The sequence below is a fragment of the Roseovarius halophilus (ex Wu et al. 2025) genome (assembly GCF_047086965.1).
On record NZ_JBKOTX010000011.1, the window covers coordinates 52,393 to 66,686 of the forward strand.

Here is a 14,294-nt window from a genome sequence, read left to right on the forward strand (position 1 = left end):
TCCCGGCCGGGCGCGCATGTCATGACGGACCTCAAGCCGCCGCTTGTCTGGATCTGTAGCGAGGATGCCGGGAACCTGGCTGCCGCCACGGCTCTGGCGCGGCATCTGCACGGGGCCGAGACAGAGATGCGCCTGGTGCTGAGCGCGCCGCGCGCCGTCCTCGGCCAGGTCGCGGACTTGGGATGCCCGCGCGCCGACCTGGTGGAGACCCCCGCCGGCAGCGGCCCCGCAGCGCGCGCCTTCCTCGACCGGCATGCGCCCTTCCTCCTGGTCTGGTTCGGCGGCCTGCGCCCGGCACTCATGACGGCGCTGGCTCGGCGCGACCTGCCCATGGTGCTGGTCAATATCGCCCTGCACGAACTGTCGCCGCGCGGGCTTGGGCTGGGTGCGCGCAAGCTGCGCCAGCCGCTGGGCGGGTTCGGGCACATCCTGGGCGTTGATGGCGCAACCAGCAGCCGCCTGCAAAAGCTGGGCGTCAGCGCCGACCGGATCACCGTAACCGGACCCCTGCAAGAAGACGCCAGCCCCCCCGGCCACGACCCGAACGAACTGACCGTCATGGCCGAAGCCGTGGGCAGCCGCCCCGCCTGGTTTCCCAATGCCATCGTGCCCGGCGAGGTTGCGCAGATCGTCGCCGCCCACAAGGGCGCCAGCAGGCGCAGTCACCGTCTTCTGACCATCGTCTCGCCCCGCGCGGTCGCAGACGGGCCGGATCTTGCCCGCCGCCTGACACGGTTGGGGCTGCGCACCGCCCTGCGCTCGGCCGAGGAGCCACCCGAGGAAGACGTGCAGGCGCTGGTGGCGGACTCCCCGGGCGAGGCCGGGTTGTGGTATCGCCTCGCGCCGGTCTGCTTCATGGGCGGCACGCTGTCGGGGCCGGATGGCCCGGCGCCCTTCACCGCCGCCTCGGTCGGCTCGGCGGTGTTGCACGGCCCCTTCGTGCAACCCTGGCAGGCGCAGTATCAGCGCCTGTCCCGGGCCGGGGCCGCACGCAAGGTGCGCAGCGGGTCAGAACTGGGGGCGGCGCTCGGGGAATTGATCGGCCCGGATCGCCCCGCCACCATGGCCCATGCCGGCTGGGACGAGGTGACGCGAAGCTCGGTGGCCTATCACGATCTGACCATCCTGATCGAGAACGCGGCCTTTGACGGGGTGCTGGCCTGATGCGCGCGCCCGGCTTCTGGCACAGGGACCCGGCAAGGCCCGGATTGCGCGCCCGGCTTCTGGCGCCGCTAGGCTGGCTCTTCGGCGCCCTGACTGCCCGGCGCGTGGCGCAGGCGGCCACACATCGCGCAGGGGTGCCGGTAATCTGTATCGGCAATATCAACGCGGGCGGCACCGGCAAGACACCCACGGTGATCGCCCTGGCCCAGCGCCTGAGCGAACGGGGCAGCGCTGTCCATGTCGTCAGCCGCGGCCACGGCGGCAGCCTGACCGGCCCGCTGCGTGTGGACCCGTCCCGGCATCAGGCGGCAGAGGTCGGCGACGAACCCCTGCTGATCGCCGCCTTCGCGCCCACCTGGGTGGCGCGGGACCGTGCGGCGGGGGTGCGCGCTGCCGAAGCTGCCGGGGCAGGCGTGATCCTGCTGGACGACGGGTTTCAGAATCCGGGGGTGGCCAAGGACCTGTCCGTGGTTGTTGTCGACGCGGTCAAGGGCTTTGGCAATGGCCGCGTCCTGCCTGCCGGGCCACTGCGCGAACCCGTGGACGCAGGACTGGCCCGGGCCGATGCGCTGCTGGTGATCGGAGCGCGCAGGCACCGTCAGGCCTTCCAGCCCGACGTGCCGGCCACCTGCCTGCGGCTGGAGGGTGCGCTTGTCGCCTTGCCGACCGGGATGCCCTGGCAGGGCATGCGCGTGCTGGCCTTCGCCGGAATCGGCCACCCCGAGAAGTTCTTCGCCACCCTGCGCGGGCAGGGGGCCGAGCTGGTGCGCGGCGAGGCGCTGGCCGACCATCAGCCCCTGACGGGTGCCCTGATGCTGCGGCTGGAAAAGGACGCGGCGCTGTTGAATGCCCAGCTTGTCACCACGGAAAAGGATGCGGTGCGCCTTCCACCGGCGTTCCGGCAGAAGGTCATCACCCTGCCCGTGCGGCTGGAACTCGCGGATTGGTCAGCTCTGGATGCCCGGCTGGATGCGCTGCTGGCTCAGGGGTCGGCCAAGTCCTGATCCTGCCCCAGCCACGGCGCGGCGCGGCCGGCGGCCAGCTCGGCCCCCGAAAACCGGATCGGCGCCCGCACGCCCGGCACGCCCTCGGGGTCGATGCGCAGCCCGCGCGCGACCACCTGCGGGTCGGCAAAGACCTCGGCCATGTCGTTGATCGGCCCGGCAGGCACGCCCGCCCCCTCGCAGCCCGCCAGCAGGTCGGCCCTGGTCCATTTGGCAATCGCCTGCGCCAGCAGATCCACCAGCACATCGCGGTTGTCCAGCCGCGCGGGGTTGGTGGCGAACCGCGCGTCCCCGCCCAGGGCACCCAGCCCCAGCAGATCGCAAAGCCGCCGGAATTGCCCGTCGTTGCCCACGGCAACGATCACATGGCCATCGGCACAGTCGAACACCTGGTAGGGCACGATGTTCGGATGCGCATTGCCAAGCCGCCTCGGCGCCGCGCCCGTCGCCAGGTAGTTCATCGCCTGATTGGCCGTGGCGGCGACGGCCACGTCCAGCAGGGCCATGTCGATATGCTGTCCCGTGCCGGTGCGGGCGCGCTGGTGCAGGGCGGCCAGAACGGCATTGCTGGCATAGAGCCCGGTCAGGATGTCGGTGACGGCGACGCCCACCTTCTGGGGCTGGCCCGCCGGGTCGCCGGTGACGGACATCAACCCGGACATCCCCTGGATGATATAGTCATAGCCCGCGCGGGCGGCATAGGGGCCCTCCTGCCCAAAGCCGGTGATGGAACAGTAGATCAACCCGGGATTGGCAGTTTTCAGGCTGTCATAGTCCAGCCCGTATTTCGCCAGCCCGCCGATCTTGAAGTTCTCGATCACCACGTCGGCGCCCGCGATCAGCCGCCGGGCCGCGGCCACATCCTCGGGCACGGTGAAATCCAGCACGACCGAGCGCTTGCCCCGGTTGCAGCCATGGAAATAGGCGGCCGCCCTGTCGCCCGCGCGGTCGATGAAGGGTGGCCCCCAGTGGCGGGTGTCATCGCCCGCCGGGGCTTCGATCTTGATCACCTCGGCCCCGAGGTCGGCCAGCAACTGCCCGGCCCAGGGGCCGGCCAGGATGCGGGCCAGTTCCACGACCCTGAGGCCGTCCAGAGGTGTCATTCGGCGGCGTCAGCCTCGGAAAGCTTCTCGTCCAGCACCGCGGCGAAATCGTCGTAGGACATGTTGGAGTATTTCTCGCCCTGAATCACGAAGCTGGGCGTGCTCTCGACATCATCCGCCTCGGCGTTGGCCTGATACCAGCCGTAAAGATTCTGCGCGGTCTCGCCGTCGCTGAGGCAGGCGTCGAGGTCCTCGTCTGTCAGGCCCGCGACCTTGCCGATGCGGCGCAGGTCGGCGACGATGTCCTCACCGCTCTCGCGGCGGGCCCAGTCCTGCTGGCGTTCGTAGATCAGATCGGTGATGCCGAAGAAACGCTCTTCACCGCCGCAGCGCGCCACCATCGAGGCCCAAAGACCGGGCCGGTCGAAATAGACCTCGCGGTAGACGAAACGGACCTTGCCGGTATCGACGTAGTTCTCCTCGATCTGCGGATACTGGTCCATGTGGAACGAGGCGCAGTGGGGGCAGGTGTAAGAGGCATATTCGATCACCTCCACAGGGGCGTCCGCGTCGCCCTTGGCCATCTCGGTGATCTGGCTGGTGTCGACCTCGGCATCCTGCGCCAGCGCGGCGCCCAGCATAGGGTCGGCCGGCACGGACGGGCGGGTCAGGAACCATGCACCACCGGCAACGGCGGCCACGGCAACAGCAGAGATAAGGGCGTTTTTCATGGGATCTCTTTTCATTTCTCGGTGTTTCGCTTGCCAATCATTTCTCGGTGTTTCGCTTGCCAAGCACATTGGTGCCCAGCGCTTCGAGGGCAAGTCTCAGGCGGTCATCGCCCACCTGACCGGCAATCTCTTGCGCGGTGTGAACGGTGGCCTTGTCCGGCGCGCGAGGCGTCTTGGGGCCATGATCGAAGGCCAGCTGCCCCTCGGCAAAGCCGGTCGGCGCGGTCTGGGTGATATGGATGCGCGCGATGGCGTTGTAGCCGTAGCAGGCGTTCACCTTCTCGCGGATCTGCTCCTTCTGCATCTCCAGCATCGGGGCCTGCGCGCCGCTGGTCAGCAGTGACAGAGTTGCCCCCATGCCACCCTGCGCGTAGCTGACCTTGACGGGATGCGCGACACGCGCCGTCGCCTCGCCCACGATTTCCGACCAGTGGGTCAGAAGCCGCGACACGGCAAAGCCGCGCGACTCGGAGGCGGTGCGGATTCGTGTCTGCATCAGCGACGCCGCGCGGGAAAAGCCGCGTGTCGTGCCGGTCTTTCTGAAAGGTTTGCGTGGTTGTGTCATGGCTGCGGCCTATTCTAGGCACATGGGCGGCAGACGCCAGAGCCAGCGGAAAGGACGACATAAAGAATGCGTGACGCGGCGATTTCTCAACACCTGCTGACCTGGTATGATCACCATGCCCGTGCCTTGCCCTGGCGGATCGGCCCGGCGGACCGCGCGGCGGGGGTTCGGCCCGACCCTTACCGGGTCTGGCTATCCGAGATCATGCTGCAACAGACCACGGTCGCCGCTGTCGGGCCCTATTTCCACGCCTTCACCGCGCGCTGGCCCAGGGTCGCCGATCTGGCCGCGGCGAAGGACGCCGAGGTCATGGCCGCCTGGGCGGGGCTCGGGTATTATGCCCGTGCCCGCAATCTGCTGAAATGCGCGCGGCAAGTGGTGGCCGAGCATGACGAACGCTTTCCCGAGAGCCGCGCCGCCTTGCTGCGCCTTCCGGGCGTGGGCCCCTATACCGCCAGCGCCGTTGCGGCCATCGCCTTTGACGAGCCTGCCACCGTGCTGGACGGCAACGTCGAGCGGGTCATGGCCCGGCTGCATGACGTGCAGACCCCCCTGCCAACCGCCAAGCCCGAGCTGACCGTCCTGGCCGAGCGTCTCACGCCCGCCTCGCGGCCCGGGGACTATGCCCAGGCGGTGATGGACCTTGGTGCCACGATCTGCACACCGAAATCCCCCGCCTGCGGGATCTGCCCCCTGCGCGAGGACTGCGCGGCCCGTATCGCGGGCCATGCCCCCGACCTGCCTCGAAAGCTGCCCAAGAAACCCAAGCCCACGCGGCAGGGCATCGCCTATATCGCCCGGCGTGGGGATGGGGCCTGGCTGCTGGAAACCCGGCCGGACAAGGGGCTGCTGGGCGGCATGCTTGGCTGGCCCACCTCGGACTGGGGCGACGACCCTGCCCCCGCCCCGCCCATTGCGGCCGATTGGCGCGTGCTGGAGGCCGAGGCACGCCACACCTTCACCCATTTCCACCTGCGGCTTGCCGTGCATGTGGCCAAGGTGCCCACCGCATCGGTGCCGGATCGTGGACAATTCCACCCAGAGGCGGCCTTCCGTCCAAGCGATCTGCCCACCGTCATGCGCAAGGCCTTCGATCTGGCCGCCGCGACGTTGCGTGACCTTTGAGATCGCGGCCAATTCCCGTAAACTCTTGCTTGAAACGTCAAGGCAGGTTGCGATGGCCACGTCAGACCACATCCCGAACGCCGAGCTGACCAGGATCGGGCGCGCGCTGCCCTTCTGGGCCTCTCTCATGCTGGTGCCGCTGGCCTGGCTGGCGGCCGTCAAGGGCGGCTGCTACATCGCGCTGCTGCCGCTGGCGACATGGCACCTGTTCACACTGCTCGACGCCGTGCTGGGCCGCTACACCGAGAACGCGGATCCCGAGACCGACACGTCCGAGCTTTTCTGGTATCGCGCGATCACGCTGATCTGGACGCCGGTCCAGTTTGTCACGCTTTTCGGAATCCTTGCCCATATGACCCTCGGCGGCCACCTGCACTGGGCCGAGGAGTGGCTTCTCTTCGCCGCGCTCGGCATTGCCTCGGGTACCATCGGCATCAACTATGCTCACGAGTTGCTGCACCAGAAACCGAAGCTGGAACGCTGGATGGGCGACCTGCTATTGGCCATGGTGCTCTATTCGCATTTCCGCTCGGAACACCTGCTGGTGCATCATCGCCATGTCGGCACCCCGCGCGACCCGGTCACGGCGCGCTACAACGAGGGGTTCCACCGCTACTTCCCGCGCGTGCTGCGCCAGTGCCCGCCCTCGGCCTTTCGAGCCGAAAAGGCGATGCTGGCGCGCAAGGGGCTGCCCTGGCACCACCTGTCCAACCCTTTCTGGCGCTACGCGGCGCTGCAACTGGCCTTTGTCCTTCTGGCGCTGGCCATCGGCGGGCTATGGGGTTTGTTCCTGTTCCTGACACAGGCCTTCTGGGCGGTCTTCCAGCTGGAGCTGGTCAACTATGTCGAACACTACGGGCTGACGCGCAAATACCTCGGGGATGGCAAGTACGACCATGTCCAGCCGCGCCACAGCTGGAACGCGGCGCACAAGGCGTCGAACTGGCTGCTGATCAACCTGCAACGCCATTCCGACCACCACTACAAGCCCGACCGGCGGTTTCCCCTGCTCCAGACCTACGAAGAGGGCACGGCACCGCAGCTGCCCTATGGCTATCCGATCATGACACTGGCGGCGATGATCCCGCCGCTGTGGCGCAGGATCATGAACCCCCGGGTGAAGGCCTGGCGCCAGCAGTATTACCCCGAGATCGAGGACTGGACCCCCTACAAGAATGGCACCACCCCGATGCCGCGCGGGGCCAGTTAACGATTGGCGATCTGTCCGCTGACCCAGGCCCAGCTTGACCGGCACATGTCGTCCAGGGTGCGCCGGGCCTCGAATCCCAGAAGATCGCGCGCCTTTTCGGGCCGGGCGGTCAAAACGGCCACATCACCCGCGCGCCGGTCGACGATATCGTAGGGCAAGTCGCGCCCGCAGGCCGCCGAATAGGCCCGGATCACATCCAAAACAGTAGACCCCTGTCCGGTGCCCAGGTTCACCGCATGGCTTTCGCCCGCCTCGATCAGCGCGTTCAGCGACAGCACATGACCCAGGGCCAGGTCCTCGACGTGGATGTAATCGCGCACGCCGGTTCCGTCGGGGGTGTCGTAATCGTTTCCAAAGACCTGGATTCGCTCCAGTTCACCTGTGGCGACCTTGGCGATATAGGGCATCAGATTGTTTGGAATGTCGTCCGGGTCCTCGCCGATCAAGGCCGAGCGATGCGCACCGACCGGATTGAAATAGCGCAGAATTCCAACGGCCCAGCGCGGATCGGCCGCCGCCACCTGTTCCAGCGCCGTCTCGCCGGTTATTTTGGTATAAGCATAGGGCGAGGTGAAGGTGCGGGCGTGATCCTCGGGGATGGGTTGAATGTCGGTCTCACCATAGACCGTGGCCGAGGACGAAAAGACGATGCGCCGCACCCCGGCCGTCTCCATCGCGGCCATCAGGGTCAGAAGGCCGCCCACATTGGTGTGGATGTAATCGAGCGGTTTCTCGACGCTTTCGCCAACCGCCTTGAGCGCTGCGAAATGCACGACCCCGTCGATCGCCTGCTCGGCGAAAATGCGGTCAAGCAGCGCGCGGTCTAGAACGTCGCCGCGATAGGCCTTCACAGCCTTCCCCGAGATGCGTTCCAGCCTGTCCGGCACGTCGTCCCTGGCATTCGAGAAATTGTCAAGGATCACGACCTCGTGGCCCGCCTCGACCAAGCCCAGATAGGTATGCGAGCCGATATAGCCCGCCCCGCCTGTCAGCAGAATTCTTGCCATGCCCGGGGCCCCTCAATTCCTGTACACTGCCGCCGTGGACTGTCCAACCGAGAGCCCGGCGGAGGCCCAGCGCGTCAGAAGGAAAAGCTGACGCCAAAATTCAGGGCGTTCGTGATCAGGTCCGTCTCCATCGTCCCGCCCGAACCGAGGTCCATGGTGTGCATGGAATAGGTGCCCTGGTAGTCGCCGAAGACCGACCATGTGTCTGTCAGCGGATAGCTTGCCCCGGCCGTCCAGCGCACTGCAGGCCCGGTGATTTGGTATTCGAAGGCTTTGCCACCCCCGCTTTCGACATCGACATGCGGGATCGCGACCCCGACGCCACCCCCGACATAGGGCGTGACGTCCCCCCACTGATCCGGCCAGCGCCGCATGGCGTTGACAGTCAGGATATTCACACCGTCGGTGAGTTCCAGCCGGTCGAAGCCGGACTCCTCGAGCGTCTCGTCGTCGGCATAGACCTTTGAGTGAGTGAACTCGACCCCCCAGCCAAAGGTCTCATTGCGCCAGCGGGTCCAGCGGAGCCCGTAATAGACCGGGGCCTCGAACGACCGGCCTTCCCACCCGGCGGTGAAGTCAAAGTCCCCTTCTCCGCCTGGACCGGGGTCATCCCCGGTGACAGTGCTGTGTGGCGATTCCTGAACACCGAGGTAAAACCCGAACTCGTCTTCCGCCAAAACCGGCGTGGCCAGATGGGACGTGGCAACCACAGCCACTGCTACCTTGTTTGCACGTGTTGGAAAGGTCATGGCGCACCTCCTGTGTTTCTCTTGCGTCTAATGCGCAGCACGCAATTCTACAAGGCCGAACCGGCCGGATCGAAGGGCCTTTTGGTCGCAGCGCTTTCGCCTGAGAAGGCAAAAAGCCCCGCCGAACCCGTGGGTCGGCGGGGAAGGTGTGCCGTGGTCCAGGCCACAGGCACAGGCGGTAAGCCTTGGGGTCTAACTCGCCCGCATCTCGGACCGGATCTGCTGGCGCAGCAGGTCGATGGGCACCTTTTTGCCGTCCTTGCGGAAGTGCCAGTAGGTCCAGCCGTTGCAACTGGGCGCGCCTTCCAGATGGGCGCCCACCTGGTGGATCGATCCCTTGACGTCCTCGCCGATCAGGGTGCCATCGGCGCGCACCTTGACCTTGTGGCGTCCGTTCATGCTCCAGAGCTCCTCGCCCGGGCGCAGCATCCCGCGTTCGACCAGCTGGCCGAAGGGCACGCGCGGCTCGGCCCGCTTGGGTGTGCTGACCTGCAATGCGTCGCGGTCGAACTTGCGGATATTCGTCAGTCGTTTGGCGGCGGCCTCGCGATAGCCCGCGTCCCGCTCGATCCCGATGTAGTCGCGCCCCAGCATCTTGGCGACGGCGCCTGTGGTGCCGGTGCCGAAGAAGGGGTCCAGCACCACTTCGCCGGGATTGGTGGTGCCCACAAGCACCCGGTGCAAAAGGCTTTCGGGTTTCTGTGTCGGGTGGGCCTTGTCGCCGGCGGTATCCTTGAGCCGTTCGTGCCCGGTGCAGATGGGCAGCACCCAGTCCGAGCGCATCTGCGTGCCCTCGTTGAGCGCCTTGAGGGCCTCGTAGTTGAAGGTATAGCGCGACTTTTCCGACTTGCTGGCCCAGATCAGCGTCTCGTGGGCATTGGTCAGCCGTTTGCCGCGGAAATTCGGCATGGGATTGGACTTGCGCCAGACCACGTCATTGAGAATCCAGAACCCCTGGTTCTGCAACTCGGCACCCATGCGGAACACGTTGTGATAGCTGCCGATCACCCAGATCGCCCCGTCGGGTTTCAGCAGCCGGCGCGCGGCGGTCAGCCAGGCCCGGGTGAAATCGTCGTAGACCGTGAAGCTGGCGAACCGGTCCCAGTCGTCGTCCACCGCATCGACCTTGGAATTGTCGGGGCGATGCAGGTCGCCGCGCAATTGCAGGTTATAGGGCGGGTCGGCAAAGATCAGATCGACCGAGGCCTCGGGAAGGCTGTTCATGACCTCGATGCAATCGCCATCGAGAATCGCATTGAGGGGGAGCGCCGCGGCGCTCGCATCGGGGGTTTTGTTCTTCATTTTCTGCCTCTGTCCCGGCGGATTGTCCGCTCGTTCTTGGACACAACAATGAGTCAGAGGCGATTCGCTGTCAAAAGTATTTTTGAATCAAGGGGTTATGTTTTTATCTTGATACAAGATATTGTGCACTGGCTTGAAGGATCGTCTATGGTGTGCGCTCACACCGATATCTCGGAGCGCCTCGAGATGCGCCCTGGAGCCATACCCGGCGTTGCTTTCCCATCCGTAGCCCGGGTGCTGTTGCGCCAAATCCACCATGAGCGCATCCCGGCATACTTTCGCCACGATCGAGGCCGCCGCGATCGACAGCGATCGGGCGTCTCCCTTGACCACGCATTGCCCGGCGCAGGCCAGCCCACCGGGCAGGCTGTTGCCGTCGATCAGCGCGTGATCGACGCCGTCCAGCCCGGCCAGAGCGCGGGCCATGGCCAGATGCGCGGCGCGAAGGATATTGAGCCTGTCGATCTCCTCGACCGTGCAATGGGCGATGCTGACCTCGGCCATCGCGTGGATGTCCTCGGCCAGCGCGGCACGCCGCCGGGCAGTCAATTTCTTGCTGTCCTGCAATCCCGTCGGAATGCGGGACGGGTCGAGGATCACCGCCGCCGCCGTGACCGGCCCCGCCAGCGGGCCGCGCCCGACCTCGTCCACGCCGGCAATGCGGGCGGCACCATTCAGGCGGGCGGCGTCTTCGAAACTGAAATCGGGGGCCTCTGTCATGCCCCCGAAAGATCAGAGCTTGGTGTCCTCGGCAAGGTCACGATCCACTTTCGCCTCCTGTCGCGGGCGGTCACGCGTCGTTCGGGATGCGGCGGCGCGCTTGATCGCGACCACATCGGTCACATCGAAGTAGGCGAGTTCGGCAATTCCGGGAATGTAGGGGGCTTTGGTCATCTCAGGCCTCAACTTTCAAGGTTTGGCCTCCCTGTTGATGAGACTATGCCATTTGGGCACAAGGCCCAACGGCCATCAGGCCGGTCCAGAAAGAGCCGCGTTCGAGTGTCACCCTGCGGCAACTGCCGCGGTGACGGGGCAGGCCCCGCCCGGCCCCGTCATGCAGGCTCCACGCCCTCTCAGTGCTGCATCCGCTCGATGCGGAACCCGGCGTGGCGCAGGCAGCGCGGGGTGTATCCGTGGCGCATGTTGCGTGGCCCGCGCACCGAGATTTCGCAGCGCTGCGGCAGGCGGTTCACATGGTCGTAGTGCCGGTTCATGCAGCGCTTGCCGAACATCCGCACAGGGCCGTGCCGGGTGTTGACGCGGGTCAGACAGCGGGCGGGCAGCACCCGCCAGCGGGGGTCGCGACGCTCTGGGCGCGCGTCGTCGTCCTTGTCGTTGCTCTTGGCGATGGCCGCGCCCAGCAGGAACAGGCCAAGCAGTCCGATCACGGCCTCCTCGTCTGAGATCTGAGCCCGCGCGGGCGTGGCGGCAACGGTGCCCAGGCCAAGGCTCAGGGCAAGAAGGGCGGCCGTCAGGGTCTTCATCATGGGTCAATCCTTTCGGTCGGGCAGGTCGGTCCTGCTGGGGGGTTGCCCGGTGCGGGCCAACCGTGATGACCAAAGGTTGGGGCGCGTCGGTCGCACAATAGCGCGCGGGCGCTATCGGATGACGGGGCGAGACACGCGGCGGGATATTGCATAACATTGCACCGAAAGGGCAGTGATCGCGCATGAAACACGGACTTCCCCTCCTGCTTGTCGGCCTCATGGCCGCCGGTCCCGCCGGGGCCGCCTGCTATGCCGACTACAAGGCCAAGCGCGACGATCCTCTGCGCCTGCATTACGGCGTCGCCGAGCTGCGCGGCGCCTGCTCGGCCGAGAGCGCGGCCGAGGAACTCGCGCCGCGTCTTGCGGCCGACGACTGGCAACTGTTGAATGTCCTGGGCGTCTTCGAAGAGTCCGGGCTGGAGGAAAGGCGAGACAGTGCAGGAGACTACTTCCTCCGCTATTGAGGCACGGCAATGGGGCAACCGTGTCGCACTGGCGGGCATCATCGCGATCGTGGCCATCCTCGGGGTGGCCGCTGCCGTCCTGTTTCTCAACCTGCCGGATGCGAATGCCTTCAACGCCCGGGTCGAACGGCTGTTCGTCGAGAACGACACGCTGACCGGCCAGGCCGAGGTCAAGCTGCTGGAAATCCTGGCCCAGTCCGGCACGGCCTTTTCGGAAACCCTCGACAGTTACCGCTTCGTGATCTTCGTGCTGCTGGTCTTTGCCACCGCCCTGCTGATTGCCGCCGTGGCCTTCCTCGTGATGCTGGTGGCGCTTAACCGCCGGATGAGCCAGATCGAACGTCAGGGCATCGCGGTGAATACCCTGATGATCGCGCGCGAGCAGAAGACGGTGATGCTCAACACTTTCGAATTCAAGCTGACCGACGCCGCGATCGAGACGCTGGCAGTGCTGGCCGAGGCGCGCATGGACGACGAGGTGCTCTCGGGGGCCGAGATCGAGGCGGTGATCTCGGGGCGCGGTGCGGACCAGTGCGACGAGGCCGCGGGCGCGACGCGCATCAAGCGTCTGCGCGACTCGCTCGGCAACCAGATGATCAGCGAGCTGCTGGTCAAGAACGTGGCCCGCAAGGGCTACATGCTGGCCATCGACAAGAGCGTGATCCGCATGGTCTGAACCGCCCCGCCTTTGGCGCTGCCTCCGCGGTGACCGCACGGACGGTCTTTCGAAACGGGCGGCATGTTCAAAGGCGGCCCGGTTTGCTAGTCAGGGTCAAGAAACCCGAAGGACATCGCAGATGAGAACACCGGTTCTGATCCTCAACGGCCCCAACCTCAACCTGCTTGGCCAGCGCGAACCCGGAACCTATGGCCGCGAGACGCTTGAGGACGTGGCCGCACGTTGCACCCAGTTGGCCGAGGACCTGGGCCTGAGCGTCGATCTGCGCCAGTCCAACCACGAGGGACAGTTGGTCGACTGGATCCAGGAGGCCCGCACCGAGGCCGCGGGGATCATCATCAATCCGGGGGCCTACACGCATACCTCGGTCGCGATCCTCGATGCGCTCAATGCCTATGATGGGCCGGTGATCGAACTGCACATCAGCCAGGTCCACCGCCGCGAGAGCTTCCGCCACCACTCCTACGTCAGCCACCGCGCCGATGCGGTTCTCGCGGGTTTCGGCGTGCACGGCTACGACCTGGCCTTGCGCCACATGGCGGGGCTGCTGTCGATCTCGGGGACCAATTCGAACATTTCCGAGTAATTTCCGCAGGTCGTGATGCCTTCGGGTTGCCCGGCCAGACCGAGGTTCAGGCGCGATCGCCTCGCATGCCCCATGATCCGCTGGACAGGATGAGACCGCGCCGCCCTCGGCGCGCTCGGGTGGTGCTTGCCTGTCGCTTTTCCCCGCTTGCGGACCACGGCACATAGCCTGCCGCCAGGCCGCCCACTGCGCCCAAACAAAGCTCTTCGGACGTCCGCGGGCTAGGCCACGGCCCGGTCAAACGGTACACCCACGCGGGTCCAGTCGGACACGTCCCCGTCCGTTCGGGCCGGTGGCCGCCGTCGTGGCCTGCCCATTCGGCCAGTCCATCAGGCCCAATAGCAAATGGGCCCGCGTCTTTCTAAGTCTTCTTCATACAGCGGAGACTCGCCGGGAGGTTCGGCAAGTCCCGCGGACCGCGGCGGCCACCGACTGAGCAGGCCCGCGTTCAAACATCCGGCCAGTAACGAGGACGGGAGAAGACATGACAATGACCCCCGCTTTCACCGGAAATCCGCGTCCCGAAAACGATCTGCATGCTGTCGCGACCGACCGGCCCCGACCCCAGCGCGGCGCGGGCTCGCCCCCCCCCGGCCCAACCGCCCCAATGCAGCGGTTCTCGGCCTGGCCCTCAACGGCCCCCTCCTCGGCGTTACGGGTGCCGCGATGCTGCTTTCCGACCGCCCGAGTCCCGAGACCTTGCAAATCGGTCTTGGTCTGCAGATTGTCTGACGTCAGTGCCTTTGGGACAGATTTGAGGTTTTCGTAACGGAGGATTTCTGGTTCATCGCAGCCACCAAGGAGCGAAGATGAACAAGAAATCCGGAACATCGAAGGACGCGGCCGACAAGCTGGTCAAAGGGATCAAGCGCAAGACGCGCAAACAGTATTCGGCTGAAGAGAAGATCAGGATCGTTCTGGCAGGGCTGCGCGGCGAGGAGAGCATTGCCGCGCTGTGCCGCCGAGAAGGGATCAGCGAGAGCCTGTATTATACGTGGTCGAAGGAATTCCTTGAAGCGGGCAAGCAACGCCTGGCCGGGGATACTGCCCGCCAGGCGACATCGCCTGAGGTCAAGGACCTGCGCTCGGAATCGGCTGCGCTCAAGGAGGTCGTTGCCGATCTGACTCTGGAAAACCGTCTGCTCAAAAAAAGTATGATCGGGGATGGGGAGTGCGAG

At 66.0% G+C, this 14,294-nt stretch carries 16 protein-coding genes and 1 pseudogene; 8 read left to right on the top strand and 9 right to left on the bottom strand.

Annotated features, from left to right (window positions below; translation table 11 throughout):
* Positions 1 to 21 precede the first annotated feature (21 nt).
* Positions 22 to 1,164, top strand: coding sequence for a 3-deoxy-D-manno-octulosonic acid transferase (locus ACH107_RS03920; protein WP_412504719.1), 1,143 nt, complete (start codon positions 22 to 24; stop codon positions 1,162 to 1,164).
* Positions 1,164 to 2,168 carry a tetraacyldisaccharide 4'-kinase gene (gene lpxK / locus ACH107_RS03925; protein WP_310691197.1) on the top strand — a complete coding sequence of 335 codons (1,005 nt, stop codon included), beginning with the start codon at positions 1,164 to 1,166 and terminating at the stop codon, positions 2,166 to 2,168. The genes ACH107_RS03920 and lpxK overlap by 1 nt, the downstream gene beginning before the upstream one ends.
* On the opposite strand, the gene ACH107_RS03930 is transcribed toward lpxK, so the two are convergent.
* Genes ACH107_RS03930 through ACH107_RS03940 form a run of 3 tightly spaced genes read right to left on the bottom strand, consistent with a single transcriptional unit; the run spans position 2,147 to position 4,507 of the window.
* Positions 2,147 to 3,271, bottom strand: a complete 1,125-nt coding sequence (locus ACH107_RS03930; RefSeq protein ID WP_310691198.1) for a CaiB/BaiF CoA-transferase family protein — start codon at positions 3,269 to 3,271, stop codon at positions 2,147 to 2,149. The two genes, lpxK and ACH107_RS03930, sit on opposite strands and share 22 nt — an antisense overlap.
* A complete protein-coding gene (locus tag ACH107_RS03935) occupies positions 3,268 to 3,942 on the bottom strand; it encodes a DsbA family protein (protein WP_412504720.1) in 675 nt (224 codons plus the stop codon). Before ACH107_RS03935 ends, ACH107_RS03930 begins: the two co-directional genes overlap by 4 nt.
* 37 nt (positions 3,943 to 3,979) lie before the next feature.
* Complete coding sequence (locus ACH107_RS03940) at positions 3,980 to 4,507, bottom strand: DUF721 domain-containing protein (protein ID WP_412504721.1); 528 nt, start codon at positions 4,505 to 4,507, stop codon at positions 3,980 to 3,982.
* Between the two features lie 66 nt (positions 4,508 to 4,573).
* Here ACH107_RS03940 and mutY point away from each other — a divergent pair, with 66 nt between their 5' ends.
* Both mutY and ACH107_RS03950 read left to right on the top strand, forming a co-directional pair.
* A complete protein-coding gene (gene mutY / locus ACH107_RS03945) occupies positions 4,574 to 5,632 on the top strand; it encodes an A/G-specific adenine glycosylase (protein ID WP_412504722.1) in 1,059 nt (352 codons plus the stop codon).
* A 52-nt stretch (positions 5,633 to 5,684) separates the two neighbouring features.
* A complete protein-coding gene (locus tag ACH107_RS03950; protein ID WP_412504723.1) occupies positions 5,685 to 6,842 on the top strand; it encodes an alkane 1-monooxygenase in 1,158 nt (385 codons plus the stop codon).
* Here the strand turns inward: ACH107_RS03950 and galE are convergent.
* The 6 genes from galE to ACH107_RS03980 form a co-directional block, all read right to left on the bottom strand.
* Positions 6,839 to 7,849 carry a UDP-glucose 4-epimerase GalE gene (gene galE / locus ACH107_RS03955; protein ID WP_310691205.1) on the bottom strand — a complete coding sequence of 337 codons (1,011 nt, stop codon included), beginning with the start codon at positions 7,847 to 7,849 and terminating at the stop codon, positions 6,839 to 6,841. The genes ACH107_RS03950 and galE overlap by 4 nt on opposite strands.
* A 74-nt stretch (positions 7,850 to 7,923) precedes the next feature.
* The gene (locus tag ACH107_RS03960) at positions 7,924 to 8,598 is read right to left on the bottom strand and encodes an outer membrane protein (RefSeq protein ID WP_310691206.1); all 675 of its coding nucleotides are present in this window, start codon (positions 8,596 to 8,598) and stop codon (positions 7,924 to 7,926) included.
* A gap of 192 nt (positions 8,599 to 8,790) precedes the next feature.
* Positions 8,791 to 9,900: a site-specific DNA-methyltransferase gene (locus tag ACH107_RS03965; RefSeq protein ID WP_412504724.1), complete on the bottom strand. Its 1,110-nt coding sequence runs from the start codon at positions 9,898 to 9,900 to the stop codon at positions 8,791 to 8,793.
* An 87-nt stretch (positions 9,901 to 9,987) separates the two neighbouring features.
* Positions 9,988 to 10,620, bottom strand: coding sequence for a ribonuclease HII (locus ACH107_RS03970; RefSeq protein WP_310691208.1), 633 nt, complete (start codon positions 10,618 to 10,620; stop codon positions 9,988 to 9,990).
* 12 nt (positions 10,621 to 10,632) lie between these two features.
* Positions 10,633 to 10,794: a hypothetical protein gene (locus ACH107_RS03975; RefSeq protein WP_310691209.1), complete on the bottom strand. Its 162-nt coding sequence runs from the start codon at positions 10,792 to 10,794 to the stop codon at positions 10,633 to 10,635.
* Positions 10,795 to 10,973: 179 nt separating this feature from the next.
* Positions 10,974 to 11,387, bottom strand: a complete 414-nt coding sequence (locus ACH107_RS03980; RefSeq protein ID WP_310691211.1) for a hypothetical protein — start codon at positions 11,385 to 11,387, stop codon at positions 10,974 to 10,976.
* Positions 11,388 to 11,569: 182 nt separating this feature from the next.
* On the opposite strand from ACH107_RS03980, the gene ACH107_RS03985 reads away from it, so the two are divergent.
* The 4 genes and pseudogenes from ACH107_RS03985 to ACH107_RS04000 all read left to right on the top strand — a co-directional run.
* Positions 11,570 to 11,851, top strand: a complete 282-nt coding sequence (locus ACH107_RS03985) for a hypothetical protein (RefSeq protein ID WP_310691212.1) — start codon at positions 11,570 to 11,572, stop codon at positions 11,849 to 11,851.
* The gene (locus tag ACH107_RS03990) at positions 11,823 to 12,527 is read left to right on the top strand and encodes a hypothetical protein (protein WP_310691213.1); all 705 of its coding nucleotides are present in this window, start codon (positions 11,823 to 11,825) and stop codon (positions 12,525 to 12,527) included. Before ACH107_RS03985 ends, ACH107_RS03990 begins: the two co-directional genes overlap by 29 nt.
* A gap of 121 nt (positions 12,528 to 12,648) precedes the next feature.
* Positions 12,649 to 13,116 carry a type II 3-dehydroquinate dehydratase gene (gene aroQ / locus ACH107_RS03995; protein WP_310691214.1) on the top strand — a complete coding sequence of 156 codons (468 nt, stop codon included), beginning with the start codon at positions 12,649 to 12,651 and terminating at the stop codon, positions 13,114 to 13,116.
* An 809-nt stretch (positions 13,117 to 13,925) separates the two neighbouring features.
* Positions 13,926 to 14,294: pseudogene (locus ACH107_RS04000) on the top strand (transposase); the annotation flags it as partial.

Excerpts from the sequence above, each read along its gene's own strand:
- ACH107_RS03935 (WP_412504720.1), bottom strand. The coding sequence starts at position 3,942 with ATGAAAAACGCCCTTATCTCTGCTGTTGCCGTGGCCGCCGTTGCCGGT.
- lpxK (WP_310691197.1), top strand. The coding sequence starts at position 1,164 with ATGCGCGCGCCCGGCTTCTGGCACAGGGACCCGGCAAGGCCCGGATTG.
- ACH107_RS03950 (WP_412504723.1), top strand. The coding sequence starts at position 5,685 with ATGGCCACGTCAGACCACATCCCGAACGCCGAGCTGACCAGGATCGGG.
- ACH107_RS03940 (WP_412504721.1), bottom strand. The coding sequence starts at position 4,507 with ATGACACAACCACGCAAACCTTTCAGAAAGACCGGCACGACACGCGGC.
- galE (WP_310691205.1), bottom strand. The coding sequence starts at position 7,849 with ATGGCAAGAATTCTGCTGACAGGCGGGGCGGGCTATATCGGCTCGCAT.
- ACH107_RS03980 (WP_310691211.1), bottom strand. The coding sequence starts at position 11,387 with ATGATGAAGACCCTGACGGCCGCCCTTCTTGCCCTGAGCCTTGGCCTG.
- ACH107_RS03975 (WP_310691209.1), bottom strand. The coding sequence starts at position 10,794 with ATGACCAAAGCCCCCTACATTCCCGGAATTGCCGAACTCGCCTACTTC.
- aroQ (WP_310691214.1), top strand. The coding sequence starts at position 12,649 with ATGAGAACACCGGTTCTGATCCTCAACGGCCCCAACCTCAACCTGCTT.
- ACH107_RS03985 (WP_310691212.1), top strand. The coding sequence starts at position 11,570 with ATGAAACACGGACTTCCCCTCCTGCTTGTCGGCCTCATGGCCGCCGGT.
- mutY (WP_412504722.1), top strand. The coding sequence starts at position 4,574 with ATGCGTGACGCGGCGATTTCTCAACACCTGCTGACCTGGTATGATCAC.
- ACH107_RS03920 (WP_412504719.1), top strand. The coding sequence starts at position 22 with ATGACGGACCTCAAGCCGCCGCTTGTCTGGATCTGTAGCGAGGATGCC.
- ACH107_RS03965 (WP_412504724.1), bottom strand. The coding sequence starts at position 9,900 with ATGAAGAACAAAACCCCCGATGCGAGCGCCGCGGCGCTCCCCCTCAAT.
- ACH107_RS03970 (WP_310691208.1), bottom strand. The coding sequence starts at position 10,620 with ATGACAGAGGCCCCCGATTTCAGTTTCGAAGACGCCGCCCGCCTGAAT.
- ACH107_RS03930 (WP_310691198.1), bottom strand. The coding sequence starts at position 3,271 with ATGACACCTCTGGACGGCCTCAGGGTCGTGGAACTGGCCCGCATCCTG.
- ACH107_RS03960 (WP_310691206.1), bottom strand. The coding sequence starts at position 8,598 with ATGACCTTTCCAACACGTGCAAACAAGGTAGCAGTGGCTGTGGTTGCC.